The organism is [Actinomadura] parvosata subsp. kistnae (genome assembly GCF_900323885.1).
Classification (GTDB): domain Bacteria; phylum Actinomycetota; class Actinomycetes; order Streptosporangiales; family Streptosporangiaceae; genus Nonomuraea; species Nonomuraea composti.
Map to the genome: position 1 here is coordinate 4,490,252 of NZ_OOHJ01000018.1, position 26,255 is coordinate 4,516,506.

Genomic DNA, 26,255 nt, shown 5'->3' on the forward strand with positions numbered 1-26,255 from the left:
GTGCCCACAGTAGTTCACATCGAGTCTTCAGCGCATCTGCTTGTGAAGTCTTTCAACCAATGATTTACTGCTGGGTATGAAGCACAACATCCGCTATGCCGCCGGATCAGACGTGGGCCGCCGCAGGGAGCAGAACGAGGATTCTGGCTACGCGAGCGGCCGGTTGCTCGTGGTGGCTGACGGGATGGGTGGACACGCGGCCGGCGAGCTGGCGAGCTCGGCGGCGATCGCCGTCATGCGCGAGCTGGATGCCACGCTTCCCGAGACGGGCTCCGACCTGGAGGCGGCCCTGGAGGGCGCCGTGCACGAGGCGGCACGCAGGCTGGTCGAGCTGGCCGACATCGACCCCGCCCGCAGGGGCATGGGGACCACGGTGACCGCCATGCTGTGGGATGGCTACCACTTCGCCCTGGCTCATCTCGGTGACTCCCGCGGATACTTGCTTCGCGATGGCGCGCTCTACCAGATGACCAAGGATCACACACTTGTGCAGTCGATGGTGGACGAAGGCCGGATAACGGAGGATCAAGCCGCCGTGCACCCCCGCCGTTCGATGGTGCTGCGGGTGCTGGGCAGCGAGGGCAGGGCCGAGCCTGACATGGCGCTGCGCGAAGCCGAGCCTGATGACCGCTACCTCCTCTGCTCCGACGGGCTCACGACCGTGCTCGGGCCCGAGATGCTGCACGAAGTGCTGACCACGGTGGCAGACCCGGCGGCGTGCGTCCAGCGGCTCATCGACCTGGCGAACGAGGGAGGTTCGCCGGACAACGTGACCGTGATCGTCGCCGACGTCGTCGGGCCCGGCATGGGCGACGAAGGCGTCTACCGGGTGGGTGCAGGCTCCTAGCACGGGCAGTGGCTCGTCCCATCAGTCCCAGGAATCACATGACCGCAATTTATCCTCATAATTGAACATTTTCCCGGTGATACGCGCAATTCCGCGATGGCGCTACTACAGTCCATCGTGATTTGTCGGTTTTCTGGGAGGAGTCACCCTGGACCCGATCGCGGACGAGCTGCTGAAGACGGTGCGGCAGGAACTCGGCTACAAGGAAAAGAGCGGCCAGTTCACCAAGTTCGGCCAGTGGTACGCGGATCGCGTCCAAGACACCCAGTACCGCGACGCGCCATGGTGCGACATGTTCCTCTCCTGGGCCGCGAACAAGTCCGGCCTCTCCGACTACGTCGGCGAGTTCGCCTGGACACCCTCCCACGCGGCCTGGTTCATCCAGCAGAACGCCTGGAGCCGCCGCCCCGAACCCGGGGCGCTCGTCTTCTACGACTGGCGCGGCGGCAAAAGCTACAAAGGCATCGACCACGTCGGGATCGTCGAACGCGTCGAAGGCCACAAAATCCACACCATCGAGGCGAACGTCGACCGCGTCTGGCTCAAACGCAAAACCAGAGAAACGGACAAGGTCGTCGGGTACGGCATCCCGCGCCTGGTCAAGGCCAACCTGGAACGCCTGGACGAGATCCGCTCCACCGAACGCCCCTTCATCTCCCCACCCCGCTCAGGCGACGCCCACGGCTCCCCCCTGGACCTCTTAGGCACACCACCCGCGCTGCTGGCCGCCATGGTCCTCATGACCATCGTCCTCTCCCTCCGCGTCACGGGCCGCCGCCGCCCCGGCACCCACCGCCGCCTCCCCTGGCTCCCCGGCCCCACCGCCCCTCCACCGCCACCCCGCGTCCCCTCCCCCCGAAACCCCCTCACCCCACCTCACCAGCCGGAGCAAGGCGACGCGTCACCGACGGAGGCATCGCTGACGGAGCAGGCAAAAGCACAGGCCCCGCCCCGCACGACCGCCCCCACCGACCGCTCGGGGATGGCCAGGGTCGCGGCAGGCGCCGGCCGCCCCGCCACAAAGCCACACCCCACAAAGCCGCGCCCCACACCGAAGCGCCGCAAACCCTACGACGCGAGCTGACCCCCGCACGACTCGTGGGCCGGCCACCGCACGCCTTGCGCCGGATCCCGCCGTCCACCCGCTCGCCGCCGCGGCGCCGTTGCGAGCCCGCGCGTCGGACGCCACGTCAACTCCGATGGTCTGTCCCCACGGCTCGCTGGTCGGCCACCGCACGCCTTGCGCCGGGTTCCGCCGTACGCCCGCTCGCCGCCGCGGCGCCGTTGCGAGCCCGCGCGTCGGACGCCACGCCACCTCCGACGCCTCGCCCCGTGCGCACGGCGGTCGCCCCGACGCTCCGGGGCGGTCCCCGCGCATCGGCGGCCGGGCCCCGCCCTTCTGGCGCCGGGTCGGCGGGCAGGCGTGCGGTGGAGCTCGGCGCAACGTGTACGGCGGCTGCCCTCCGCGCTACGGCGGTCGTCCCGCGTCGCTCCGGTGGCCGTCCTCACGGCTCGCCGGTCGGCCGCCGCACGTCTTGCGCCGGGTTCCGCCGTCCACCTGCTCGCCGACGCGGCGCGGTCGGGAGCCCGCGCGTCGGCGGCCGGCTTCCCGCCCTTCTGGCGCCGGGTCGGCGGGAAGGTGTGCGGTGGAGTCCGGCGCAACGTGTACGGCGGCTGCCCTCCGCGCTACGGCGGTCGTCCCGCGTCGCTCCGGTGGCCGTCCTCACGGCTCGCCGGTCGGCCGCCGCACGTCTTGCGCCGGGCTCCGCCGTCCACCTGCTCGCCGACGCGGCGCCGTTGCGAGCCCGCGCGTCGGGCGCCACGCCACCTCCGACGCCTCGACCCGTGCGCACGGCGGTCGCCCCGAAGCTCCGGGGCGGTCCCCGCGCATCGGCGGCCGGGGCCCCGCCCTTCTGGCGCCGCGTCGGCGGGAAGGTGGGCGGCGGAGCTCGGCGCAACGTGTGCGGTGGCCCGCCCATCGCATGTCGGCCGAGGGGATCGGGCGTCGTGCGACGGTGTAGGGCGGTGGGTCAGGAGGTCAGGTCGATGACGGCCTTGACGTCGTTCTCGGCGGGTTGGAACGCGTCCAGAGCGCGCGAAAGCGGCACCCGTCGCGTGATCAACCGCTCCAACCACCCCCGATCCGCCTGAGCCAAGGCTCCGGCGGCGTCCCGGTAGTGGCGGAGGTTGGCGTTGACGGTGCCGAAGATGGCGTCGTTCTCCAGGACGATGTCGCGGTTGATGACGCCGGCGTCCACCCGGTGGGTGCGCCCGCCGGGCGCGAGCCCGCACAGGCAGACGATGCCCGTGGCGGCCGTGGTGATCATGGAGTCGATGACGAGCTGCCCGGCTCCGGTGCATTCGATGATGATGTCGGGTTTGGCTCGGGAGAACGATTCCAGGGACGAGGCGGAGTGGTAGGTGCCGCCGAGTGCTTCGACGAGGTCGGATTTGAGGCCGCGGGGTGCCCGGTCGAGCACGTGGACCTCCATGCCGCGTTGTTGTCCGAGCAGGGCCGCGAGGAGGCCGATGGGGCCGGCGCCGGTGACGAGGAGGGTGTGGGGGTCGAAGTAGGCGCGTGAGCCGATGCGTTCGATCTGCTCCCAGGCTTTGGCGACCACGGACGCGGGTTCGACGAGGACTCCGACGTCGGCGAGTGCGGGGTCGAGGCGGACGGCGTAGGCGGCTTCGACGGTCCAGGTCTCGCTGCCGTAGCCGTCGATCTCTTTGATGCCGCGTTCGGTGTAGCGGCCGTTGCGGCACATGTCGAACTCGCCGTGCGCGCACGCCCCGCACGGTTCGGGGTCGGGCCGGCGGACGACGCCGACGACGAGGTCTCCGGGTGAGAACGCGGACCCGTCGGGAGATTGCAGGACGCGGCCGAGCGATTCGTGGCCGATGACCATGCGGTCGCGGCCGGGCGGCGGCCAGCCGTATTCGGCCTGGTCCAGTTCGCGGTCGGTCCCGCAGATGCCCAGGGCGAGTCCTTGGACGAGCAGTTCGCCGCGGGCCGGCTCCGGGTCGGGCACTTCTTCCACGTCGAGCGTGCCTTTCTGGCCTGGCACGAACGTCAGCGCGCGCATCGGCGTCACCCCCTTGGTAGGGCCTCTACCCCGGACGCCCTTGGGAAATAGTAGGACGTCCTAGTATCTTCGGAAGGAGAGGCCTCCACGAAGGAGTGATCAGGCGTGCACGTCCCGGTTCACCCAGTACGGTTCGTGACCGCCGCGGCCCTGTTCGACGGGCATGACGCGGCGATCAACATCATGCGGCGCATCCTCCAGAGCCAGGGGGCGGAGGTCATCCATCTGGGGCACAACCGTTCGGTGGACGAGATCGTCACGGCCGCCATCCAGGAGGACGTCCAGGGTGTGGCGATCAGCTCCTACCAGGGCGGCCACGTGGAGTTCTTCTCGTACCTGGTGGAGCTGCTGCGCGAGCGCGGCGCCGGGCACGTCAAGGTGTACGGGGGCGGCGGCGGGGTGATCGTCCCCGAGGAGATCGAGCTGCTGCACTCGCGGGGCGTGACCCGCATCTTCTCGCCGGAGGACGGCCAGCGGTACGGCCTGCCCGGCATGATCAACAAGCTGATCGAGGACTGCGACGTCGAGCTGGACGACCCGCCGTCGGTGGAGGCCGTGGTCTCGGGCGACCAGGCGGCGCTGGCCCGCGCGATCACCCTCATCGAGTCGGGACGGGCCCCGGAGGCCCTGGTGGCGGGGCTGCGCCAGGCGAAGTCGGGCAGGCAGGCCCCGGTGCTGGGCATCACCGGTACGGGCGGCTCCGGCAAGTCCTCGCTCACCGACGAGCTGGTGCGCAGGTTCCGCGTGGACAACGACGACAAGCTGCGCATCGCGATCGTCGCGATCGACCCGACCCGCAGGCGCGGCGGCGGCGCGCTGCTCGGCGACCGCATCAGGATGAACAGCCTGAGCCCCCAGACCTACTTCCGCTCGCTGGCCACCAGGGGCGCGCCGAACGAGGTGCCGGCCTGCCTCGACGACGTGATCACCGCGTGCCGGGCGGCCGGCTACGACCTGGTGATCGTGGAGACGCCCGGCATCGGCCAGGGCGACGCGGGCATCGTGCCGCACGTGGACGTGCCGATCTACGTGATGACGCCGGAGTTCGGCGCCGCCTCCCAGCTCGAGAAGATCGACATGCTGGACTTCGCCGAGGCCGTGGTGATCAACAAGTTCGAGCGGCGCGGCGCCGAGGACGCTTTGCGCGACGTGCGCCGCCAGCTCGTACGCAACCGCGAGGCGTTCGGCGCCGCCCCCGACGACATGCCGGTCTTCGGCACGATCGCCGCCCGCTACAACGACGCCGGCGTCACGGCCCTCTACCACCACCTCAAGCCGCTGCTGCCGACCGGCGCGGAGAGCCCGGGGCTGCTGCCGCCGGTCGAGGGCCGCACGTCGAAGGTGTCGGCCGCGATCGTGCCGCCCGCCCGGTCCCGCTACCTGGCCGACATCGCCGAGACGGTGCGCGCGTACCACGCGGAGACGCTCGCGCAGGCGGAGGTGGCGCGCCGCCGCCAGCAGCTCGCGGCCGTTCGTGACCTGCTGAGCGAGGAGGGCGCGCGGGAGGCCGAGCGGGTGGAGCGGGAGCTGTCGGAGGAGAGCCGGGCGCTGCTCGACGGCTGGCCGGCGGTCAAGGAGCGCTACAGCGCCGACGAGCTGGTGGTGAAGGTGCGCGACCGCGAGATCCACACGCCGCTCTGGCGCGAGACGCTGTCCGGCAACCGCATCCCGAGGGTGGCGCTGCCCCGCTACACCGACCACGGTGACCTGCTGCGTTTCCTCAGGAGCGAGAACCTGCCGGGGGCGTTCCCGTTCACGGCGGGGGTGTTCCCGTTCAAGCGCGACGATGAGGACCCGACGCGGATGTTCGCGGGGGAGGGCGATCCGTTCCGTACGAACCGGCGCTTCAAGCTGCTGTCGGAGGGGCAGCCGGCGACGCGGCTGTCCACGGCGTTCGACTCGGTGACGCTGTACGGGCACGACCCCGACGTGCGGCCCGACATCTACGGAAAAGTCGGTACTTCGGGGGTGTCCATCGCGACGCTCGACGACATGAAGGTGCTCTACGACGGGTTCGACCTGTCGGCGCCCAACACGTCCGTCTCCATGACGATCAACGGCCCCGCCCCGACGATCCTGGCCTTCTACCTCAACGCCGCCATCGACCAGGCCAGAGACCGCTTCCGCGCCGAGCACGGCCGCGACCCCGACGAGGCCGAGGACCGCGAGCTGAGCGCCCGCACGCTGGCCACCGTCAGAGGCACCGTGCAGGCCGACATCCTCAAGGAGGACCAGGGCCAGAACACCTGCATCTTCTCCACCGAGTTCTCGCTGCGCATGATGGCCGACATCCAGGAGTGGTTCATCGAGCACGGCGTCCGGAACTTCTACTCGGTCTCCATCTCCGGCTACCACATCGCCGAGGCCGGGGCGAACCCGATCAGCCAGCTGGCCTTCACGCTGGCCAACGGCTTCACGTACGTGGAGGCGTATCTGGCCAGGGGCATGAAGATCGACGACTTCGCGCCGAACCTGTCGTTCTTCTTCTCCAACGGCATGGACCCCGAGTACAGCGTGCTCGGCCGGGTGGCCCGCCGCATCTGGGCGGTGGCGATGCGCGAGCGCTACGGCGCCGGCGAGCGCTCGCAGAAGCTGAAGTACCACATCCAGACCTCGGGCCGCTCCCTGCACGCCCAGGAGATGAACTTCAACGACATCCGCACCACCCTCCAGGCCCTGATCGCCATCTACGACAACTGCAACAGCCTGCACACCAACGCCTTCGACGAGGCCGTGACCACCCCGTCGGCCGACTCGGTGCGCCGCGCGATGGCCATCCAGCTCATCATCAACCGCGAGTGGGGCCTGGCCCGGAACGAGAACCCGTTGCAGGGCGCGTTCATCGTGGAGGAGCTGACGGACCTCGTGGAGGAGGCGGTGCTGAGCGAGTTCGAGCGGCTGTCGGACCGGGGCGGCGTGCTCGGCGCGATGGAGACCGGCTACCAGCGCGGCAAGATCCAGGACGAGTCGATGCTGTACGAGATGCGCAAGCACGACGGCTCCCTGCCCATCGTCGGCGTCAACACGTTCACCAAGGACACCGACGAGCCGGCGCCGCACAAGCTGGAGCTGGCCAGGGGCACCGAGGAGGAGAAGCAGTCGCAGCTGCGGCGGCTGCGCGACTTCCACGAGCGGCACCGCTCCGAGGCGCCCGCCCAGCTCGCCCGGCTGCGCGAGGCCGCGATGTCGGACGGGAACGCGTTCGCGGTGCTGATGGAAGCGGTCCGGCACTGCTCGCTCGGCCAGATCACCGACGCGCTGTTCGAGGCGGGCGGCCAGTACCGGCGCAACGTCTGACGGCGGGCGCCCGTCGTGACAGGGCCTGATAGGGGACGCCGATAGGATCGCGATGCTGGGAGAACATCGCGTATCAGGAGGCTTTGCATGTCCGTGACCTTCAAGGGCAACCCCATCACCGTGGGCGGCACCTTCCCGCAGCCCGGCGACAGCGCCCCGGCGTTCCGGCTGGTGGGCGCCGACCTGGCCGAGCGCACGCTGGAGGACTTCGGCCAGAAGACGAAGGTGCTCAACATCTTCCCGAGCCTCGACACCGGCACGTGCGCGGCCTCCGTGCGCCGGTTCAACGAGATCGCCGCCGGGCACCCCGACGTGGCGGTGCTGTGCATCTCGGCGGACCTGCCGTTCGCGCAGAAGCGGTTCTGCGGCGCGGAGGGGCTGGAGAACGTGACCACGCTGTCGCTCATGCGGGGGCGCGAGTTCCTCCAGGACTACGGCGTCGCCCAGGAGTCGGGGCCGCTGGCCGGGCTGGCCGCGCGGGCCGTGGTCGTGCTCGACGGCGACAACAAGGTCGTGTACTCGCAGCTCGTGCCGGAGATCGCCCAGGAGCCCGACTACGACGGCGCGCTGGCCGCGCTCAAGAAGTAGGCCGCGCTCAGGAAGTAGGCGGCACTCAGGAAGTAGACCGCGCTCACGAAGCAGGCCGCGCTCAGGAAGCAGGGCACGGGCGGGGCGCCTCGTCGAGGTGCCCCGCCAGCCCGGCCTGGAAGGCCGCCGCGAGGTCGAGCAGGTGCTGGTCGCCGGTGGCGGTGTGCTGGAGGTCGAGGATGACCTCGTGCACCCCGGCCCGCGCCGCGCCGGCCAGGTAGGCGGAGATCTCGGCGACCGTGCCGCTCCTGGGCGGCGTGCCGTGCTCGGTGACCACGGGGTTGGAGCGCAGGACCATCCGCAGCGCGCCGGGGTCGCGGCCCGCCTCCTCGGCGGCCCGGCACACGGTGCGCCACATGGAGGTGAGCGCGGGGATCGGCAGCGCCGCCGTCAGCCAGCCGTCGCCCCTGCGCCCGACGCGGCGCAGCGCCGCCTCGGAGAAGCCCGCGAGGTAGAGGGGCGGGCGCCGGGCGGGCTTGGGCTCGATGTGGCTGGGCGCGATCGTCCACAGCTCGTGCTCGAACGACACGGGGTCGGTGGTCCAGATGGTCTCCAGCGCGTCGAGCGTGGCGTCGTAGCGGCGGGCCCGGCCCCGCCAGGGCACGCCGGCGGCGGCGTACTCGTCGGAGGACCAGCCCAGCCCGAGCCCGGCGTCGAGCCGCCCGCCGCTGAGGTGGTCGATCGTGGTGAGGGAGCGCGCCAGCACGGCGGGGGCGTACCAGCAGGCGTTGAGCGCGCTGGTGCCCAGCCGCACGGCGGAGGTGGCCGACGCGGCCACCGACAGCACCGCGAACGGGTCGAGGAACACCCGGTGCGCCTCGGGGATCGTGCCGTCGCCGGCCGGATAGCGGTCTTTCGGCTCCAGCGGGGTCAGCAGCCGGTCGCCGGCCCACAGGCTGTGCAGGCCCATCGGCTCGGCCTCCCGCGCCACCCGCAGCACGCTGGACAGCGCCGCGAACCTGCCGTACTGCGGCACGGCCAGCCCGAGTCTCATGGCCTCAGCCCTTCCTGCCCACGCCGCACAGGAACAGCGACGTCTGCGGGCCGTCGGCGAAGTCGATCAGGTCGGCCTCCTCCGGCCGCCACTCGGGCAGCCACACCAGGCCCGGGTCCACCAGCTCGAACCCCTGGAACAGCCCGGCGATCCGGTCGCGCCCGCGCAGCGTGAGCGGCGCGTCGGCGCCGCGGTAGACCTCGGTGGCCCGCTCGGCGAAGGCGGCACCGGCGTCGCCGGTGGCGTGGGACAGGACGAGGTGGCTGCCGGGTGCCAGGGCCTCGCGCAGGGTCGCGACGATCTCCTCGGGGCCGTCGGCGTCGGTGACATGGTGCAGGACCGCCGTCAGAAGCACGCCCACGGGCCGGTCGAGGTCGAGCGCCCGCAGCAGCTCAGGGTCTTTCACGATCGTGTCGGGCTCGCGCAGGTCGCCGCGCACCACGGTGGTCGCGCCCTGGCGGGCCAGCAGCGCCCTGGCGTGCACGAGCACCACGGGGTCGCGATCGACGTAGACCACCCGGGCCGAGGGCGCCAGCTCGTGCACGTGGCCCCGGGCCGGCAGCCCCGTGCCGATGTCGAGGAACTGGTCGATGCCGCACTCCGTGAGGAAGCGCACCGCCCGGCCGAGGAAGGCGCGGTTGGCCCGCACCGCCGCGCGCAGCTCGGGCGCCACTTCGAGGATCCGCTCCGCCGCCGCGCGATCGGCCGGGAAGTGGTCCTTGCCGCCGAGGCAGTAGTCGTAGATGCGGGCCACGCTGGGCGTCCGAGGATCGAAGCCGAGCGACTCACGCTGCAACCGGGGCCCCCGATCACCAGTCGACGATCTTTGCCAGGAGTCTACGGCCCCGTACCGACAGATGATCATCAAATCGGCGATCTAGGCTTGCCGATGTGGACGACACCGGAGTGCCCGTGCCGATCCCCGCGACCGTGCGGCGGATCGTCTCCCTGGTGCCCTCGCTGACCGAGTCGGTGGCGGCGACCCTGCCCGGCGCGCTGGTCGGCGCGACCGACTGGTGCTCGCACCCGGCCGACCTCGACGTGGTCCGGGTCAGGGGCACCAAGAACCCCGACCTCGACGCGATCAGGCGCCTCGCCCCCGACGTGGTGCTGGCCAACGCCGAGGAGAACCGCCCGCCCGACATCGAGGCGCTGCGCGCGTCCGGCATCGCCGTCTGGGTGACGCGCATCGAGACGGTGGAGGAGGCGTTCACGTCGCTGGAGCGCATGTTCGCCGAGGCGTGCCGCGTGGAGCCGCCCGCCTGGCTCGCGCGGGCGCGCGAGGCGTGGCGGGAGCCGCACACCGGCCCGAGACGCACGGCGATCGTGCCCATCTGGCGCCGCCCGTGGATGGTGGCGGGCCGCGACACGTTCACCGGCGACGTGCTCAGGCGGCTCGGCGTGGACAACCTGTACGCCGCCCACCCCGAGCGCTACCCCAAGATCCCCCTCACCGAGCTGAACGAGCGCCGGCCCGACCTCGTGGTCCTGCCCGACGAGCCGTACGCGTTCAGCGCGAGCGACGGCCCCGAGTCGTTCCCCGGCCTGACCTGCGCCCTGGTCAGCGGCCGGCTGCTGACCTGGTACGGTCCCTCGCTCGCCGAGGCGCCCGCCCTGCTGCGCCGCGCGCTCAGGTCGTGAGCTTCGCCTGGGCGGCCAGGGCCGCGTCCACGGAGGCGGGGGAGAGCACGTGCTCCATGACGATCACCGCCATCCCGACGATCCCGGCGCGGTCGCCCAGCGAGCTGGTGACGATCTCCAGGTTCCTGGTCGTGTACGGCAGGCTCCGCCGGTACACCAGCTCCCTGATGCCCGTCAGGTAGTGCTCCCTGGTCTCGGCCATGTCGCCGGCCAGCACCAGCACGCCGGGGTTGAGCAGGCTGACCGCGGTGGCCGCGACGACGCCGAGCGTGCGGCCCGCCTCCTGGACGCGGGCGATGGCCTCCGGGTCGCCGGCCTGCACGAGCCGGACCACGTCCCGGCTGGTGGCCACGCCGAGGTCGCCGGCCAGGGCGTGGCCGCTGGCCAGTGAGGCCACGCAGCCGCGCGAGCCGCAGGTGCAGACCCGGTCGTCGGTCTCGCGCAGCCGGACGTGCCCGATGTTGCCCGCGGCCTCCTCGACGCCGCGGTAGATCTGCCCGTCGAGGATGATGCCGGTGCCGATGCCGGTGGACACCTTGATGAGGATCAGCGAGTCGGTGTCGCGCCAGAACGACCACCACTCGCCCAGCGCCATGGCGTTGGCGTCGTTCTCGACGAGGATCGGCACGTCGAACGTGGCGCCGATGGCCTCGCCCACGGGGTGGTCGTCCCAGCCCGGCATGAGGAACGACCTGATCACCCGGCCGGTCGTGTGGTCGACCGAGCCGGGCAGGTCGATGCCGATGCCGCACACCTCGCCGGCCGGCCGTCCCACGCGGTCGAGCATGCGCTGGAACGCCTCCCGCACCCACGACAGCACGGCGTCGGGGCCGAGCTCGATGCGCATCTCGGTGCGTTCCTCGGCGATGGGCCGGGCGGCGAGGTCGGTGAGCGCCACCCTGGCATGGGTGGCGCCCAGGTCGGCCACCAGCATCAGGCGCCTGGTGGCGTCCACGTCGAGCACCGAGGGCGGTCGCCCGCCCCCGGAGGTGCCGACGCCGGACTCGTGGATGTAGCCGGCGTCGATGAGCCGGTCGAGCCGGTCGGTGATGGTCGACCGGGACAGACCGGTGAGCTCGATCAGGTCCTTGCGCGTCCGGCAGGAGCCATCGCGGATGAGCTGGAGGATCTGCCCTGCCGTCAGCATGGTCTATCCCTTCTCCGCTCCTGCGGTGAGGCCCTCCGTCAGCAGCCGCTCGCTGGCGAAGAACACGATCACGATGGGCAGCGTGAGCACCACCGACCCTGCCATCAGGACCGTCGTCGGGATCTCGATGCTCCCCGCGAGCTGAGAGAGCCCCAGGGACACCGTCCAGCTCTCTCTCCTGTCCACCAGGAAGAGCAGGGCGAACAGGAACTCGTTCCAGGCGATCATGAACGCGTAGAGGCCGGTGGCCATCAGCGCGGGCTTGGACAGTGGCAGCACCACCCGCCAGATGGTCGACAACCTCGTGCACCCGTCGATCGCCGCCGCTTCCTCCACGCTTTGCGGCACGGTCTCGAAGTAGTTGCGGAGCATGTATACCGTGACAGGCACCGTTTGCGCGATATACACGAGGATCAACCCGATCAGCGACCCGCGCAGCCCGATCATGGTGAACAGCACGAACAGCGGGATGGCCAGCACGATCGCCGGGAACAGGTACACGGCGAGGAACAGGAAGTGCACCTGGCGCCGGCCGAAGAAGCGCAGCCGCGCGACCGCGTACGCGCCCGGGATCGAGATCAGCAGCGTGACCGCCACCGACGCGACCGCGACGACCGCGCTGTTCCTGAGGAAGGTCAGGAAGCCCTGCCGGGTCAGCACGTCCACGTACGTGTCGAGGGTGAAGGCGCGCGGCCAGAGCGAGCCCGGGTCCAGGATGAGCTCCTGGATGTCGCGTACCGACAGCATCACCATGTAGAAGAACGGGAACGCGGTGATCAGGAACAGGAAGGCGATCACCAGCGGCTTGAGCACCCTGAGCAGGCCCCGCTCGAACCTATCCCTGGTCACTGCGCTCACCTCCGGCGAAGAACCTCAGGTAGACGGCCAGGAACACCACGAGGAAGACGGCCAGCACGATGGCCTGTGCGGCGGAGGCGCCGATGTCGTCGCGCGAGGTCAGGAAGTTGTAGACGCGCACGCTGACGACCTCGGTGCCGGCCCCGCCGCCGGTCAGCAGGTAGACGTCGTCGAACTTGGTGAAGGTGAACACGAACCGCAGCACCGACAGCAGCGCGATGATCCGCCAGAGCTGCGGCATGATCACGTAGCGGAAGCGCTGGGTGGGCGTGGCGCCGTCCACGACCGCGGCCTCGTCCAGCTCGGCCGGCAGCGCCTGGAGGCGGGCCAGGATGAACAGGAACGCGAACGGGAAGTACCGCCACGCCTCGAACGCGATCACGGTGAGCAGCGCCACCGGCACCTGGACGCCCAGGAACTCGCCCTTGGCCTGGGTGAGGAACGCGATCGGCTCGCTCAGCCAGGTGTTGACGATGCCGTACTGCGGGTTGAGCATCGTCTCCCACAGGAACGCCACGGCCACCACGGGGGCCACGTACGGGATCAGGATCGAGGCCCGCACGAGCGTCCTGCCCTTGAACCTGTCGCGCAGCGCGAGCGCGGTCACCAGGCCGAGCGCGATCGACAACGCCGTCCCCGCGACGGTGTAGACGAGCGTGTTGACCAGGGACGACCAGAAGCCCGGCTCGGACATCACGTACGAGAAGTTCTCCAGCGTGTAGTGCCCGAAGACGCCCACGCGGCGGATGTTGATCAGCCGCGCGTCCTGGAACGCCAGCATGATCGCCCACAGCAGCGGCAGCACCACGACGACCAGCGTGATGATCAGCGTGGGGGAGATGAGCGTGAGCCCGGCCCGCTCCTCCTGCTGGCGCAGTGTCCGGCCGCGCCGCGCGGGCCTGCGGTGCTGCGGCGCCTGCGGCTTGCTCGCGGTCGTGGTCACTGCCGGATCCCGCGCTTGATGGTCTCGACGTCGGCCTTGGCCTGGGCGGCGGCGGCCTGCGGCGTCAGGGTGCCGTCGGCGACGGCGCTGACCGCCTTGGGCACGGGCAGCTCGCCCATGGTGGCGCCGACCAGCTTGCCCTGGCCCTGCGGGATGCCCCACCTGGCGAAGGTGTCGGGGCTCTTGCGCAGCGCCGTCAGCACGTCGGCCGGGTAGACGTCGGCGAGCGGCTTCTTGGAGTCGACCCCGGCGGGCAGTTTGTCCCACTTCTCGTCGAAGCCCTTGCGGGTGGGGAACTTGCCCTCCGGCGCCATCCCGATCCAGCGCTCGTAGCCCTCGTTCATCATGTACGAGACGAACGTGCTCGCCGGATCCTTGGCGGCGTCACGGGTGACGACCCAGGAGACGATCTCGCCGTACTGCGCGGGAGCGCTCCCGTCGGGGCCCTTCAGCGCCGTCACCACGCCGGTGTTCTTGGCCAGCCACTCGGGGTCCTCGCGGCACTCCGGGCAGCTCGGCAGCGCGTCCTTGCGCAGCCCGGCCAGCTCGTCGAGGATGAACGACGACCAGATCGTCATGGCCGCCTTGCCCGAGAAGTACGTGGCCCTGGTCGAGTCGACGTCCTGCTTGCCCTTGACCGAGTAGTTCCTGGCCAGGTTCCCGTAGAACTCGAAGGCCCGGGCGCACTGCGGTGAGTCGAGGGTGACGTTGCCCGAGTTGTCCACGAGCTGGCAGCCGTTCGCCAGCGCCACGTGCTCGAAGCTCTGCGCGGTGAAGGAGTCCTTCTGCGCGACCGCGAGCGTGATGCCCGCGACCCCGCCCGTGTTGAGCTTGGCCGCGGCCGCCTGCAGCGCCTCGTACGTGTCGGGCGGCTGCAGCCCGGCCTTCTCGAACAGGTCCTTGCGGTACAGGATGAGCTGCGCCCAGCCGTCGCTGGGCACCGCGAGCAGCTTGCCGCCGGAGGTGTCGAGCTCCAGCGCGCGCGGCGAGAACGTGTCGCGGCCGAGCCGGTCGACGATCCTGCCCGGCGTCTCGGTGTCGAGCAGCTCGTTGGCCTCCATCTCGCGGACGGACGACAGCGGCAGCGCCCCGATCGCGTCGGGCAGGTCGTCGGCCGCCGCGGCCGCGGTGAGGGTCTGGCTGAACTGGTCCTCGCCGACGCCGACCAGCTTCACCTTGATCCCGGTCTTCTTGGTGAAGTCGGCGACGATCGCGTTCTGCACGGCCATCCGCGCGTCGAGGTCCTCCAGGGTCCAGACGGTGATCTCATTGCTGGTTGACGATTCCTCGCCACCGCCGCCCGAGCAGGCCGCCAGGGCGGCGGCCAGCAGGGCGGCAGAGAGGACGGCGGTCACCTTCGTCGGCATGGCACGCTCCTCTGGTTGGGGATATGCCGCCCTTACCCGTGCACAAGAGGCCGCAACGTGCGGTAGGCGATACCGAGACCGGTCTGTACCCTCTCCGTGCTTCCGCTCCAGACGGCGTCCTCGTGCTCGACGGAGACCACTCCGTCGTATCCGCCCTCGTAGAGCGCGTCGATCACCCGGGTCCAGTCGACCTGCCCGAGCCCCGGCACGCGGAAGCGGTACCAGCCCTTTTCACCGCTGATCGGGCCGTAGAAGCCGTAGCGGTCGATCTGCCCGGGAAGGAGCTGCGTGTCCTTGGCCTGGACGTGCGCGATGTTGTCGACGTACGGGGTCAGCGCCGCCACCGGATCGATGCCGAGCGCCACGAGATGGGACGGGTCGTAGTTGAGCTTGAGGCCCAATGAGAACATCCATTCCCATAGTTCGGGAGAATAGGCCAAATTGCCCGGATATCCATCGGGGTGCCAGCTTTTCATCACGCAGTTCTCGATGACGATGTCGACGCCGTGCTGCCGGGCGTACTCGACGAGGGGGCCGAAGACGTCAGTGGCCCGGTCCAGGTTCTCCTTGACCGGCAGGCCCGGATCGCGGCCGACGAAGGTGCCGACGGTGGGGCAGCCGAGCGCGGCGGCGGCGTCGATACACCGCCTGACGTGGGCGTTCACCTCTTTCCCTGCCGTAGGGTGGAGATTGTTCTCGTAGTAGGCGATCGAGGAAAGCGTGAGTCCGGTCTCCGTGAAGATTCGCCTGACTCGCTCGCATTCGGCGCTGTCGAAACGATCTACTCTGATGTGATTTCGGTCATCTGGAGAGGGCCAACCGGCCACCTCCAGTGCTTCGAAGCCCTGGGTAGCGGCCCAGCGAGCAATGTCGGTAAGGTCGCTTTCCGGAAGACACGCTGTCAGAAACCCCAATTTCATCAGTCACCTCCGACGGAAGTCGTAGACTTAAGAGTGTTACGAGCGCAACTATGGTGTGCAAAGTAGCGTTAAATCTTCGACTTTTGATTGATCAAAAAACATAAGTTGTGGGGAATGCGCGTCATCACCTTCGAAGAGCCAGGCAGTGTCCGCGTCAGCCTGGAGTCGCCCGCGCAGCTAGAGCCGGGCACAGTGCGGGTACGCACGCTCTATTCAGGAGTCTCAGCGGGCACCGAACTCACCGCCTACCGCGGTACCAACCCCTATCTCACTCGCAAGTGGGACACCGAGCGCCGGCTCTTCGTCGAAGGCCAGACGCATGCCTACCCACTCAGCGGCTGGGGCTACCAAGAGGTGGGCGAGGTGGTGGAGGCCGCGCCCGATGTGGCCGACCCGCCCGTCGGCAGCCTGGTGTGGGGCATCTGGGGCCACCGCGCCGAAGCCGTCGTCCCGGCGGACAAACTCGTCGGCCACGTCCTGCCGCCCGGCGCCGACCCCCTGACCGGCGTCTTCGCCCGCGTCGGCGCCATCGCGCTCAACGCCGTGCACGCCGCCGACGTGCACCTCGGCGACCAGATCGCCATCTTCGGCCAGGGCGTCATCGGCCTGCTCGCCACCCGGCTGGCCGTGCTCAGCGGCGCCCGCGTCGTCGCCGCCGACGCCATCCCCGACCGCCTGGAGCTGGCCAGGAAGTTCGGCGCCGCCGAGACCTTCGACGTCGCCTCCGGCTCCGTCGCCGAGTTCATGCGCAAGCGCATCGTCGGCGCCGACACCGTCATCGAGCTCAGCGGCAGCCACCTCGCCCTGCACGAGGGCATCAGGACCGTCCGCAAGGGCGGCCGGGTCGTCGCCGCCGGGTTCTACCAGGGCGACGGCATCGGGCTGCGGCTCGGCGAGGAGTTCCACCACAACCAGGTGCAGCTCGTCTCCTCCCAGATCGGCGGCGTCGCCTCGTGGCTGGCCCACCGGTGGGACGTCGAGCGGCTGCAGCTGACGTTCATGGAGCTCGTGCACCGCGGCGAGATCGACGCCCGCGAGCTCGTCAGCCACGTCATGCCCGTCGACCGGGCCGCCGAGGCCTTCGACCTGCTCGACAAGCACCAGTCCGAGGTGCTCCAACTCGTCTTCGAATTCAAGGAGTAGACAGTGAAGCTCGCCGTACAGGAGCAGCTTCTGCCGGGTCGTTCGCTGCAGGAGAAGTTCGCGTTCGCGCTCGACGCCGGTTTCGACGCCATCGAGCTGCGCGGCAAGGGGGACTTCCACTTCGCGGGCCGGCTGACGGAGCTCAAGCGGGCGCTGGCCGACGGCGTGGAGATGCCGACGGTCTGCGTCGACATGCCGCACTTCATCGGCGACTTCGACCCCGCCAAGCGCAAGGACGCCATCCAGCAGCTGCGCTCCCAGCTCACCGTCATCGGCGAGCTCGGCGGCATCGGCGTCATGACGCCCGCCTCCTGGGGGCAGTTCTCCCGCCGGCTGCCGCCGTTCGAGCCGCCGCGCAGCCCCGAGGAGGACCGCGAGGTGCTGACCGAGGCGCTGGGCATCCTCGGCGAGCACGCGCACCGCAACGGTGTGCTGATCATGCTGGAGCCGCTCAACCGGTACGAGAACCACATGGTCAACACCCTGGCCGAGGCGGTCTCCTACTGCTCCATGGACTCCATCAGGATCGTCGGCGACACCTACCACATGAACATCGAGGAGGACGACCCCTGCCGCTCGCTGATCGAGGCGGCCCCGTACATCGCCCACATGCAGATCAGCGAGTCCAACCGCAACCAGCCGGGCACCGGGCACCTCGACTGGGCCGCGCAGCTCGCCACCCTCGACGCGGCCGGCTACGACGGATACCTCGCCCTGGAGTGCCGCCTGCGCGGCGAGCCCGAGATCGTTCTTCCCCAAACCGCAGCATTCGTGAGGAAGTACCTATGATCCTCCGCGACGCCGTGCGCGTCCTGGTCAGCAACTGGGACGGCAGCTACACGGTTCCCTCCCGTCGCCTCTACCCGCACCAGTGGAGCTGGGACTCCGCCTTCATCGCGATCGGCAACGCCCGCTGGTCGCCCCGCAGGGCCAGGACGGAGCTGCTCAGCCTGTTCGGGGCCCAGTGGTACGACGGCCGGGTGCCGCACATCGTCTTCAATCCGGCGGTGCCCGAGGACGCCTACTTCCCCAGCTCCGACTTCTGGCGCACGGCCGCGCCCTCCGGGGTGCGCACCTCCGGCATCGTGCAGCCGCCCGTGCACGCGCTGGCCGCGTGGAAGACGTACCAGGCCGAGCCCGACCGCGCCTTCCTGCGCCGGATCTATCCCCGACTGGTGGCGCAGCAGGAGTTCCTGCGCGAGCAGCGCCGCTCCGCCGAGGGGCTGATCTCGATCGTGCACCCCTGGGAGTCGGGCATGGACAACAGTCCGGCCTGGGACCTGCCGCTGGCGGCCGTGGAGACGACCGCGACCGGGTTCGTCCGCCGTGACCTGCAGAGCGTCAGCGCCGACGAGCGGCCCACCGACCGCGACTACGTTCAGTACGTCGAGATCGCCCAGGCCTACCGCGAGTCCGGCTACCGCGAGCCCGGACCGTTCCACGTCGAGGACCCGCTGTTCAACACCGCCTACGGCGTGGCCGAGTCGACGCTGGCCGCGATCGCGCACGAGCTCGGCCTCGACCCCGAGCCGCACCGGCGCGAGGCCGCGGCGATCACCAAGGCCATGGTGCGGCACCTGTTCGACGGCAAGCTGTTCCAGCCGCGCGACCTGCACAGCGGCACCCTGATCGAGTCCAGCAGCGCGGCCGGGCTGACGCCGCTCATGCTGCCCGGCCTGCCGTCCGAGGTCGCCGACACGCTGATCGGCACGGCCATCGACCGGTTCGGCCTGAAGAAGCTGCCGCTGCCCAGCTACGCCCTCGACGCGCCCGAGTTCGCCCCGGCCCGCTACTGGCGCGGCCCGAGCTGGATCAACCTGAGCTGGCTGATCTGGCACGGCCTCAAGGGCCGCCGCCCCGAGCTGGCCAGGGCGGTCGCCGACACGATGATGCGCGCCGTCAGCGTGTCGGGCTTTCGCGAGTACTTCAACCCGCTCACGCTGCGCGGGCACGGCTGCCGCGACTTCAGCTGGTCAGCCGCGCTCGTCCTCGACATCGTCGCGGAGCACAGCCTGAACGGACTGAAGCCGTCGTGCCGCGAGTCCGGTCAGGAATCGGGGCGCCTCAGAAAAGCCGACGACATCAGTGATCACGTGCTCGCGTAGCGCGTCGCCGTGCTCCCTGAGCAGGCCGATCGTCTCGTACGAGAGCCGCTCCCTGTCCCAGGCGTGGGCCAGGCCGCGCGGCACCCGGCCGATCTGGGCGCAGCGCAGGCTCAGCCCGTTGTGGTGGAACTCCTCGCCGAGCCGCACCTCCTGGGCGCCCTGCGTGTAGAAGGCCAGGTCGATCAGCGTGCCCTGGGGGCGGAGCAGGCGCAGCCCGAGCGCCAGCGCCCTGGCCTGGCCCCGGCACTGGAAGACCGCGTCCGCGCCGCGGTCGTTCTGGCCGTGCCGCCAGCGGCGCTTGAGCGTCACGGCCGGGTCGTCGCCGGCGGCCAGCACGTCCATGCCGAGCGCGGCGGCGATCTCCAGCCTGGCCGGGGTCTCGTCCACGACCACGACCTCCGCCGCGCCGCCCGCGCGGGCGAACAGGGCCGTCAGCAGCCCCACCACGCCCGCGCCCACCACCGCGACGCGCCGCCCGCGCACGCCGTCGCCGAGGTCGCGCACGGCCGGGCCGTGCAGGTCGTGCGCGGCGTGCAGCAGGCCGTTGGCGCAGATGGGGCCCATGTGGGCGACGTAGATGCCGAGCATGGGGTCGAGGTCGCCGGGCAGCTCCACGAACCGGTCGGCCATCGGGTCGGCCACGTACGCCGTGCGGTGCCCGTAGCACATGGCGACCAGCGCGCCCTCGCGCGCGGCCCGCGTCCGGCTCTCGATCACCCTGCCGACCTGCATGTACCCGATGCCGCGCACCGGGTACGACACCGACGGCGCGCCTTCCAGGAACAGCCCGAGCGCCGGGTCCCACGTCGAGCTCAGGTAGGGGTTGGTGCCCTTGACGAAGGTCAGCTCGGTGCCGGCCGAGATGCCGCTGTAGACGGTCTTGACCAGGAAGCCGCCCTCGGGCACGTCGGGCAGCTTCTCCTCGACGAGGCAGACCTCGCCCGGCTCGTCGATGCTGAGGACGTTACTGGTCATCATCGAGCATCACCGGCTTCCGTTCGGCGGCGGATCGCGCGAGTGCCAGCGCCAGGCGGTGGGTGCGCAGCGCCTCCCCGTACGGTACGCGCACATCGGCCGGCTTGCCCTGCACGGCGTTGATGAACTCGCGGTCCACCCGCACCTTCGCCTGGCCGTCGTCCTCGATCACGCGTTCGCCGTCCACGAGCAGGCGGGTCTCGCTGAGCTCCAGCGCGATGCCGTCGGCGCACACCTCCAGCCCCACCCGGTGCTTGTGGGTGAGCAGGCAGGAGGTGGCGAGCAGCCCGGCGGCGCCGCCGGTGAAGCGCAGCACGGCGGCGGTGGCGCGGTCCACCTCGCCGTCCACGGTGTTCTCGGCGGGCACGGCGTGCACCATGGAGATCTCGCCGACCAGCAGGCGCGCCAGGTCCAGCACGTGGACGGCCTGCTCCACGATCTGGCCGCCGGACATGTCGGGGTTCAGCCACCATGCCACCGGGGGCACCTTGTCCAGCCAGTGGCCGAGCGCGAGCCGGACGGGGCGGCCGGCCAGCAGGTCCTGGGCCTGCCGGACGATGTCGAGGTAGCGCCAGTGGTGGCCGACGGCCGAGGGCAGAGATCTCCGCTCGATTTCGGACGCGATGTTTTCTGCGGTTTTGAGATCTAGAGAAAGCGGTTTTTCCACGAAAAGTGGCAGATTACACGACAGAACATCATGTTCCGGGTTACCGTGCGCGAAAGGAGGCACACAGACGTAGACAGCATCAAGACCGCCGGCACTGAGCAGGTCGGCATGGCCGCCATAGGCGGGGGAGCCGTGCTTCGAGGCCAGCGCCTCGGCCCTGTGGGGATCCGTGTCGGCGATCCCAGCGATCGTGACATCGGGGAACCCGGACAGGACGTCAGCGTGGCGAGCGGCGACATTTCCGGCACCTACGATGCCGACTCGGGTCATAGGGGACACAACCCGGCATATGCCACGTCTAGGCCGAATCAAACAAATAGGTTCAAGCGCCTATAGATCGGGCAGATGCCGTGACCTCATGAGATCGGGGCTGATGCATGGAGACGGATATGCGAGCCTTGGCCAAGGCCCAGGAGTGGTACGGCCCGCACTCGAGCACCGCTGCCGAGTGGCCGGCGGATGCCTTAGTGCCGGCCAAGGAGGGCACCACGATCAGCGTGGTGCTTCCCGCGCGTGACGAGGAGAGCACGGTCGGCGACATCGTCGCCGCGATCCGCCGCGACCTCGTCGAGCGCACCCCCCTGGTCGACGAGATCCTCGTCGTCGACTCCAACTCGACCGACGCCACCGCCGAGCGGGCACGGGAGGCCGGCGCCCGCGTCGTGGCACAAGCAGAGGTGCTCCCGCACCTCCCACCCCTCACAGGCAAGGGCGAAGCCCTGTGGAAAGGGCTTGCCGCCGCCACCGGCGACATCATCGTCTACATCGACGCCGACCTGCGCAGCTTCGGCGCGCACTACGTGTCAGGGCTGGTCGGCCCCCTGCTGGTCAACCGCGACACCCACTTCGTCAAGGCCACCTACGAGCGGCCCTACATCGGCTCCGACGGCGTCGCCCAGCAGGGCGGCGGCGGGCGCGTGACCGAGCTGGTGGCCCGGCCGCTGCTCAACATGTTCTGGCCCGAGCTGGCCGGCTTCGCCCAGCCGCTCGGCGGCGAGTACGCCGCCCGCCGCGAAGTGCTGGAACAGGTCCCGTTCGTCACCGAGTACGGCGTCGAGTTCGGGCTCCTCGTCGACCTGCTCCAGCTTGTCGGGCTGGACGCGATGGCCCAGGTGGACCTGGGACACCGCACCCACACGCACCAGTCGATCCCCGCTCTCGGCCGCATGGCCGGGCAGATCATGCTCACCGCCTGGTCCCGTCTGGAACGCCAGGGCCGCGTGCTCGCGTCGGAGCCCCCGGCGCACACGCTCCTGCAGTTCGGGCTCGAAGGGGACGCGGGCCTGGTGGACGTGGGAGTGGCCGAGCGGCCTCCGCTCGCCTCCCTCGTACTGGAGGAGGATCTGGCATGAAAGTCCTGATGAACGCGGGGCCGTGGCTCGCGGTCCCGCCCGCCGGATACGGCGGCATCGAGAACGTCGTGGCCACACTGGTGCCCGAGCTGCGCGCGCGCGGCGTGCACGTCGTGCTGGCCTCCGTCGGCAGCAGCACCCTCGACGTGGACGAGCTGATCAGCGCCTACGACGACGAGCAGTTCACCGAGCTGCAGAAGCCCTACAACCAGGTCATGGGCATCACCCACGCCCACCTGGCCAGGGTCGTGGCCGAGCTGCGCCGCCGCGACGACATCGACCTCGTGCACGACCACGTCGAAGTCGTCGGCCCGGCCACGCTGTCCGCGTTCGGCGGCCCGCCCGTCCTCCACACCCTGCACTGGGACCTGCGCAAACATCCCGCCTTCTACGGCGCGTTCCCGCCGTCGATCGCGGTCAACGGCGTCTCGGAGTCGCAGATCGCCCGCGCCCCCGACGCCCTGCGCGCCGCCTCGCTCGGCGCCGTCCACCTCGCCACCCCGCTCGCCGGCCGGGACCCGCACCCCGAGCGAGGCGAGCACCTGGTCGTCATGGGCCGCATCTGCGGGCTCAAGGGCCAGCACGTGGCCGCCCGCATCTGCCAGAAGCTCGGGCTGCCGCTGGTGCTGGCCGGCCCCGTGAGCGGCCGCAACACGGCCGCCGAGCTCGACGTCGTCGCCCAGAACCCCTACCACCCGCTGCACAGCCATCCCGACGTCCGCTACCACCTCGACCAGGTCTCGCCCTACCTCGACGGGGACCTGGTCCGCTGGGTCGGCGCGGTCGGCGGCCAGGAACGCGACGACCTCTACGCCTCGGCCCGCGCCGCCCTCTTCCCCATCCAGTGGGACGAACCGGGCGGCACGGCCGTCGTGGAGGCCCTCGGGCTCGGCGTCCCGCCCGTGGGCCTGCGGCGCGGCTGCCTCCCGGAGATCATCGACCACGGCCGCACCGGCTTCCTCGCCGACACCGAGGAGGAGCTGGCGGAGTGGGTGCTCCGGGTCGACGAGATCGACCCCGAGGAGTGCCGCCGCGAGGCCCGCCGCCGCTTCTCGCCGTCGGTGATGGCCGACCGGTACCTGGAGCTGTACGAGCAGGTCCTCTCACGTCGATGACACCGCCTCCGCCGGGCGCGTCCTGAGCGCCAGGCGGGCGGGGACGGTGGTGGAGAGCAGGGCCAGGACGGTCGCCGCGGCGACCACCAGCCCGTACGCCACCGGCGGCACGGACGGCACCGCCGACCCCGTCATCCCCGCCCCGAACGCCGCCAGCGTCACCAGCGCCACCGCGGTGCCCGTCACCACGGCGGCCAGCACCGCCGCCAGCGTCTCCAGGCGCAGCATGCGCAGGACCTGGCGGCGGGTGGTGCCCGCCAGGCGCAGCACGGCCAGCTCCCTGGCCCGGCCCGACGTGGCCATGGCCAGGGTGTTGACCACGGCGATGGCCGTGAAGGCGATGATCAGGCCCAGGGCCACGAAGGTGACCTGCGGGTTCGCGGAGCCGATCGTCGCCGTCGCCGGTGCGGCTCCCGGCAGCGTGATCCCCGGGGCCGCGACCAGCAGCGTGCCCGACGGGTCGTCCACGTGGCCGGCCACCAGCTCGTACGGCAGCGTCACGTCCCCGAAGCCGAGGCCGCGCGAGTAGACGGCGGCGACCTTCAGCGTGGCCGGGGTGCCGTCGCCGAGCGTGAGCGCCGCCCGGTCTCCGGGGGCGAGGCCGAGGTGGGCGGCGGCGGTGCTGCTCAGGGCCACCGCGCCCTTACCGAAACCGTCCATCGTGCCGGCGACCACGCCCAGGTCCAGCGTGCGCCGGTCGTAGACGACGGCCTGGGCCGGGTACTTGTCCAGGCCGAACCGGACCGACGTGCGCAGCACCGGCGTGACGGCCCGCACGCCGGGCACGCGCCCGACCTCCGCGGCCGAGGCGGCGGCGCCGGGCAGCACGTGGTCCGCGCGGGTGCCGGCGGCGGCCTGCTCCTGCGCGGCGGCGCCCATCGTGGTCTGGGTGAACAGGATCGTGCAGGTCATCGCCACCATCAGGGTGAGCGGCGACAGCACGGCGGCCAGCGCCTTGGGGGTGGCGCGCAGGTTCCGCGCCGCCAGGAAACCACTGGCCCCCTTCGCCGGCCGGGACGCGCCGGGCGGCGTCCTCTTCCGAGACGGGACCAGCCGGGACGCGCCGGGCGGCGTCCTCTTCCGAGACGGGACCAGCCGGGACGCGCCGGCCAGCAGCGGGCCGAGGACGGCGACGGCGAGGCGGGCGGCCAGGGGGCCGAGCACCGACACGGCGACCGTCCAGAACAGGGCGGTCAGCATGGTCACCGGCGTGGCGGCGGCCTCCGTGTCCAGCCCCGACAGCACCAGGGTGAGCGTCACGGCCCCGGCCACCAGCACCGGCCCGGCCACCAGCCGCCACACGGGCAGCCGGCCGTCGTCGAGCGCGGCCTCCCCGAGCGCCTCCACCGGACGGATCCGGGCCAGCCGGCGGGCGGAGACCCGGGCCGCGGCCCACGCGGCGGCGACCGTGGCGAGCAACGCGAGCAGGGGCGGGAACGGGCTGACGACCAGCGGCAGGTTCGCCGGGGTCGCACCCAGCGCCACGAACGCCGCGTGCAGCAGCAGGCCGAGCCCGACCCCGGCCGCCGCTCCCGGCACCCCCGCCAGCACGCCCACCACCAGCGCCTGCCCGCCCACCAGCCGGCGCAGCTGCCGCGGCGTGGCGGCCACCGCCCGCAGCAGCGCGAGCTCGCGCTGGCGCTGCTGGATCGACAGCGCGAACGTGCCCACGACCACGAGGATCGCCACGATCAGCGAGGTTCCGGCCAGCGCGCCGCCCATGCTGATCAGCTTGACCCTGGCCTGCTCGGCGTCCAGGAACTCCAGCCGGCCGCGCTCGTCCCCGGTGTAGAGCACCGCACCCTGGGGCGCCCGCGCCAGGCCGGGGAAGACGCCGGCGGCGCTGACCATGCCGGGCCGCCCGGCCAGGCGGCGGGCCTGCGTGGTGCTGAAGAAGACGGTGTCCTGGCTCGGCAGGGCCTGCGCGGTCACGCCCACCACGCGGTAGCCGCGCAGCCGCGCCCCCACCTCCAGCCGGGCGCGGGCGTCCACCACGATCTCGCCGGCGCCCCGCGGCTCGCGTCCCCGCGCGATCGTGAACGGGGTGAGCGCGGCCGACTCCCAGCCGTGCGCCGTGTACGCGCCGAACGGGAACGTCACCTCGGCCACCACCTTCGACACGCCGGGCGTGCGCCGCAGCGTTTCAACGACCGTCTCGGGCAGCCAGGCGCGCTCGGCCAGCGGCTTGGCCTTCGTCTTGGTCTCGCCGTCGCCCTTGCCGACGGTCTGCCGGACGAACTGGTCGGCGGCCACGACGGCGGGCGCGCCCGCGTACCGCTCGGGCGAGACCGTGCCGCGCAGCCCGGTCTCCAGCAGCATCAGGCACGCGCACACCAGCGCCGCCGCGCACAGCAGCGCCACGAACGCCCCCGCGAACGCGCCCTTGCGCTCCCGCAACAACTTCCACGCGAACCCGGCCCTCACGTCCACGCCCCCAGCCTGGTCATCCGCTCGGCCACCTTCTCGGCCGTCGGGCCGGACATGGAGTCGACGATCCGGCCGTCGGCCAGGAACAGCACGGTGTCGGCGTACGAGGCGGCCAGCGGGTCGTGCGTCACCATCACCACGGTCTGGCCGAGGCCGTCCACCACCTCGCGCAGCAGCCGCAGCACGTCCCTGGCCGTCATCGTGTCCAGCGCCCCGGTGGGCTCGTCACCGAACACCACCTCGGGGCCGGTGATCAGCGCCCTGGCGATGGCGACGCGCTGCTGCTGGCCGCCCGAGAGCTGCGCGGGCCGGTGCCCGGCGCGGCCCTCCAGGCCCACCCGGCGCAGGATGTCCTCCAGCCGGCCGCGCGGCACCCGGGCGCCGGACAGGCGGAGGGGGAGGGTGACGTTCTCGACCACGTCGAGCGCCGCGACCAGGTTGAACGCCTGGAACACGAAGCCGACCCGCTGCCTGCGCAGCTCGGTCAGCTCCGTCTCGCCCATCCCGGTCAGCTCGGTGCCGCCGAGCCGCACGGAGCCGGACGACGGCACGTCCAGCCCCGCCGCGCAGTGCAGGAACGTGCTCTTGCCCGACCCTGACGGCCCCATCACGGCGATGAACGAGCCGCGCGGGATGACGGCCGACACCTCCCGCAGGGCCGCCACCGCGCCCTGGCCCTTCCCGTACACCTTGCTCACGGCGTCCAGCCGCACTGCTTCTGTCATGTGTTCCAGCGTGCCGACCAGCGCTTACGCGTCCCAGAGACGCCGTCACCCACCACCCATG

The 26,255-nt window shown here is 71.1% G+C and carries 21 protein-coding genes and 1 pseudogene; 10 read left to right on the plus strand and 12 right to left on the minus strand.

Annotation, left to right across the window (positions count from 1 at the left end; all coding sequences use genetic code 11):
• Nucleotides 1–76 precede the first annotated feature (76 nt).
• A complete protein-coding gene (locus KIS93_RS41285) occupies nt 77–847 on the plus strand; it encodes a PP2C family protein-serine/threonine phosphatase (protein WP_080042572.1) in 771 nt (256 codons plus the stop codon).
• A 181-nt stretch (nt 848–1,028) separates the two neighbouring features.
• Nucleotides 1,029–1,931, plus strand: coding sequence for a CHAP domain-containing protein (locus KIS93_RS41290; RefSeq protein WP_080042571.1), 903 nt, complete (start codon nt 1,029–1,031; stop codon nt 1,929–1,931).
• Nucleotides 1,932–2,877: 946 nt separating this feature from the next.
• On the opposite strand, the gene KIS93_RS41295 is transcribed toward KIS93_RS41290, so the two are convergent.
• A complete protein-coding gene (locus tag KIS93_RS41295) occupies nt 2,878–3,930 on the minus strand; it encodes a glucose 1-dehydrogenase (RefSeq protein ID WP_080042570.1) in 1,053 nt (350 codons plus the stop codon).
• 105 nt (nt 3,931–4,035) lie between these two features.
• Here KIS93_RS41295 and icmF point away from each other — a divergent pair, with 105 nt between their 5' ends.
• Both icmF and tpx read left to right on the plus strand, forming a co-directional pair.
• On the plus strand, nt 4,036–7,227 hold the full coding sequence (gene icmF, locus KIS93_RS41300; RefSeq protein ID WP_080042569.1) for a fused isobutyryl-CoA mutase/GTPase IcmF: 3,192 nt from the start codon (nt 4,036–4,038) through the stop codon (nt 7,225–7,227).
• Nucleotides 7,228–7,314: 87 nt separating this feature from the next.
• Nucleotides 7,315–7,815, plus strand: coding sequence for a thiol peroxidase (tpx, locus tag KIS93_RS41305; protein WP_080042568.1), 501 nt, complete (start codon nt 7,315–7,317; stop codon nt 7,813–7,815).
• Between the two features lie 61 nt (nt 7,816–7,876).
• Here the strand turns inward: tpx and KIS93_RS41310 are convergent, their stop codons facing one another.
• Both KIS93_RS41310 and KIS93_RS41315 read right to left on the minus strand, forming a co-directional pair.
• A complete protein-coding gene (locus tag KIS93_RS41310) occupies nt 7,877–8,809 on the minus strand; it encodes a TIGR03619 family F420-dependent LLM class oxidoreductase (RefSeq protein ID WP_080042567.1) in 933 nt (310 codons plus the stop codon).
• Nucleotides 8,810–8,813: 4 nt separating this feature from the next.
• Entirely contained in the window at nt 8,814–9,605 is a 792-nt protein-coding gene (locus tag KIS93_RS41315) for an SAM-dependent methyltransferase (RefSeq protein ID WP_230465553.1), read from the minus strand.
• 95 nt (nt 9,606–9,700) lie between these two features.
• On the opposite strand from KIS93_RS41315, the gene KIS93_RS41320 reads away from it, so the two are divergent.
• On the plus strand, nt 9,701–10,450 hold the full coding sequence (locus tag KIS93_RS41320; protein ID WP_080042565.1) for a helical backbone metal receptor: 750 nt from the start codon (nt 9,701–9,703) through the stop codon (nt 10,448–10,450).
• On the opposite strand, the gene KIS93_RS41325 is transcribed toward KIS93_RS41320, so the two are convergent.
• From KIS93_RS41325 to KIS93_RS41345, 5 genes are read right to left on the minus strand one after another with little or no spacing between them, the layout of a single operon-like run.
• Nucleotides 10,440–11,597, minus strand: a complete 1,158-nt coding sequence (locus tag KIS93_RS41325) for an ROK family transcriptional regulator (RefSeq protein ID WP_080042564.1) — start codon at nt 11,595–11,597, stop codon at nt 10,440–10,442. The genes KIS93_RS41320 and KIS93_RS41325 overlap by 11 nt on opposite strands.
• 3 nt (nt 11,598–11,600) lie before the next feature.
• Complete coding sequence (locus tag KIS93_RS41330; protein ID WP_080042563.1) at nt 11,601–12,446, minus strand: carbohydrate ABC transporter permease; 846 nt, start codon at nt 12,444–12,446, stop codon at nt 11,601–11,603.
• Complete coding sequence (locus KIS93_RS41335) at nt 12,433–13,398, minus strand: carbohydrate ABC transporter permease (protein WP_080042562.1); 966 nt, start codon at nt 13,396–13,398, stop codon at nt 12,433–12,435. Before KIS93_RS41335 ends, KIS93_RS41330 begins: the two co-directional genes overlap by 14 nt.
• On the minus strand, nt 13,395–14,765 hold the full coding sequence (locus KIS93_RS41340; protein ID WP_080042561.1) for an ABC transporter substrate-binding protein: 1,371 nt from the start codon (nt 14,763–14,765) through the stop codon (nt 13,395–13,397). The genes KIS93_RS41335 and KIS93_RS41340 overlap by 4 nt, the downstream gene beginning before the upstream one ends.
• A 32-nt stretch (nt 14,766–14,797) precedes the next feature.
• Nucleotides 14,798–15,685, minus strand: a complete 888-nt coding sequence (locus KIS93_RS41345; RefSeq protein WP_080042560.1) for a sugar phosphate isomerase/epimerase family protein — start codon at nt 15,683–15,685, stop codon at nt 14,798–14,800.
• 114 nt (nt 15,686–15,799) lie between these two features.
• Here KIS93_RS41345 and KIS93_RS41350 point away from each other — a divergent pair, with 114 nt between their 5' ends.
• The 3 genes and pseudogenes from KIS93_RS41350 to KIS93_RS69215 form a co-directional block, all read left to right on the plus strand.
• A complete protein-coding gene (locus KIS93_RS41350; RefSeq protein ID WP_080042559.1) occupies nt 15,800–16,828 on the plus strand; it encodes a zinc-binding dehydrogenase in 1,029 nt (342 codons plus the stop codon).
• A gap of 3 nt (nt 16,829–16,831) precedes the next feature.
• Complete coding sequence (locus KIS93_RS41355) at nt 16,832–17,617, plus strand: sugar phosphate isomerase/epimerase family protein (protein ID WP_080042558.1); 786 nt, start codon at nt 16,832–16,834, stop codon at nt 17,615–17,617.
• Nucleotides 17,614–18,792: pseudogene (locus KIS93_RS69215) on the plus strand (MGH1-like glycoside hydrolase domain-containing protein); the annotation flags it as partial. The gene KIS93_RS41355 and the pseudogene KIS93_RS69215, both read left to right, overlap by 4 nt.
• 9 nt (nt 18,793–18,801) lie before the next feature.
• Here the strand turns inward: KIS93_RS69215 and KIS93_RS41360 are convergent.
• The gene (locus KIS93_RS41360; RefSeq protein WP_230465552.1) at nt 18,802–19,911 is read right to left on the minus strand and encodes a zinc-binding dehydrogenase; all 1,110 of its coding nucleotides are present in this window, start codon (nt 19,909–19,911) and stop codon (nt 18,802–18,804) included.
• A complete protein-coding gene (locus tag KIS93_RS41365) occupies nt 19,898–20,845 on the minus strand; it encodes a Gfo/Idh/MocA family protein (protein ID WP_080042556.1) in 948 nt (315 codons plus the stop codon). Before KIS93_RS41365 ends, KIS93_RS41360 begins: the two co-directional genes overlap by 14 nt.
• A gap of 119 nt (nt 20,846–20,964) precedes the next feature.
• Between KIS93_RS41365 and KIS93_RS41370 the strand changes: the two genes are divergently transcribed.
• Together KIS93_RS41370 and KIS93_RS41375 are read left to right on the plus strand one after the other, a co-directional pair.
• Nucleotides 20,965–21,927, plus strand: coding sequence for a glucosyl-3-phosphoglycerate synthase (locus tag KIS93_RS41370; RefSeq protein ID WP_080042555.1), 963 nt, complete (start codon nt 20,965–20,967; stop codon nt 21,925–21,927).
• Nucleotides 21,924–23,042: a glycosyltransferase gene (locus tag KIS93_RS41375; protein ID WP_080042554.1), complete on the plus strand. Its 1,119-nt coding sequence runs from the start codon at nt 21,924–21,926 to the stop codon at nt 23,040–23,042. The genes KIS93_RS41370 and KIS93_RS41375 overlap by 4 nt, the downstream gene beginning before the upstream one ends.
• Here the strand turns inward: KIS93_RS41375 and KIS93_RS41380 are convergent.
• Together KIS93_RS41380 and KIS93_RS41385 are read right to left on the minus strand one after the other, a co-directional pair.
• Nucleotides 23,031–25,472 (minus strand): ABC transporter permease, encoded by a 2,442-nt coding sequence (locus tag KIS93_RS41380; protein ID WP_080042553.1) that lies wholly within the window; start codon nt 25,470–25,472, stop codon nt 23,031–23,033. The genes KIS93_RS41375 and KIS93_RS41380 overlap by 12 nt on opposite strands.
• A complete protein-coding gene (locus KIS93_RS41385; RefSeq protein WP_080042552.1) occupies nt 25,463–26,194 on the minus strand; it encodes an ABC transporter ATP-binding protein in 732 nt (243 codons plus the stop codon). Before KIS93_RS41385 ends, KIS93_RS41380 begins: the two co-directional genes overlap by 10 nt.
• Nucleotides 26,195–26,255: the final 61 nt, after the last annotated feature.

Excerpts from the sequence above, each read along its gene's own strand:
- KIS93_RS41365 (WP_080042556.1), bottom strand. The coding sequence starts at position 20,845 with ATGACCCGAGTCGGCATCGTAGGTGCCGGAAATGTCGCCGCTCGCCAC.
- KIS93_RS41325 (WP_080042564.1), bottom strand. The coding sequence starts at position 11,597 with ATGCTGACGGCAGGGCAGATCCTCCAGCTCATCCGCGATGGCTCCTGC.
- tpx (WP_080042568.1), top strand. The coding sequence starts at position 7,315 with ATGTCCGTGACCTTCAAGGGCAACCCCATCACCGTGGGCGGCACCTTC.
- KIS93_RS41385 (WP_080042552.1), bottom strand. The coding sequence starts at position 26,194 with ATGACAGAAGCAGTGCGGCTGGACGCCGTGAGCAAGGTGTACGGGAAG.
- KIS93_RS41285 (WP_080042572.1), top strand. The coding sequence starts at position 77 with ATGAAGCACAACATCCGCTATGCCGCCGGATCAGACGTGGGCCGCCGC.
- KIS93_RS41345 (WP_080042560.1), bottom strand. The coding sequence starts at position 15,685 with ATGAAATTGGGGTTTCTGACAGCGTGTCTTCCGGAAAGCGACCTTACC.
- KIS93_RS41340 (WP_080042561.1), bottom strand. The coding sequence starts at position 14,765 with ATGCCGACGAAGGTGACCGCCGTCCTCTCTGCCGCCCTGCTGGCCGCC.
- KIS93_RS41310 (WP_080042567.1), bottom strand. The coding sequence starts at position 8,809 with ATGAGACTCGGGCTGGCCGTGCCGCAGTACGGCAGGTTCGCGGCGCTG.
- KIS93_RS41375 (WP_080042554.1), top strand. The coding sequence starts at position 21,924 with ATGAAAGTCCTGATGAACGCGGGGCCGTGGCTCGCGGTCCCGCCCGCC.
- KIS93_RS41350 (WP_080042559.1), top strand. The coding sequence starts at position 15,800 with ATGCGCGTCATCACCTTCGAAGAGCCAGGCAGTGTCCGCGTCAGCCTG.
- KIS93_RS41370 (WP_080042555.1), top strand. The coding sequence starts at position 20,965 with ATGCGAGCCTTGGCCAAGGCCCAGGAGTGGTACGGCCCGCACTCGAGC.
- KIS93_RS41360 (WP_230465552.1), bottom strand. The coding sequence starts at position 19,911 with ATGATGACCAGTAACGTCCTCAGCATCGACGAGCCGGGCGAGGTCTGC.
- KIS93_RS41295 (WP_080042570.1), bottom strand. The coding sequence starts at position 3,930 with ATGCGCGCGCTGACGTTCGTGCCAGGCCAGAAAGGCACGCTCGACGTG.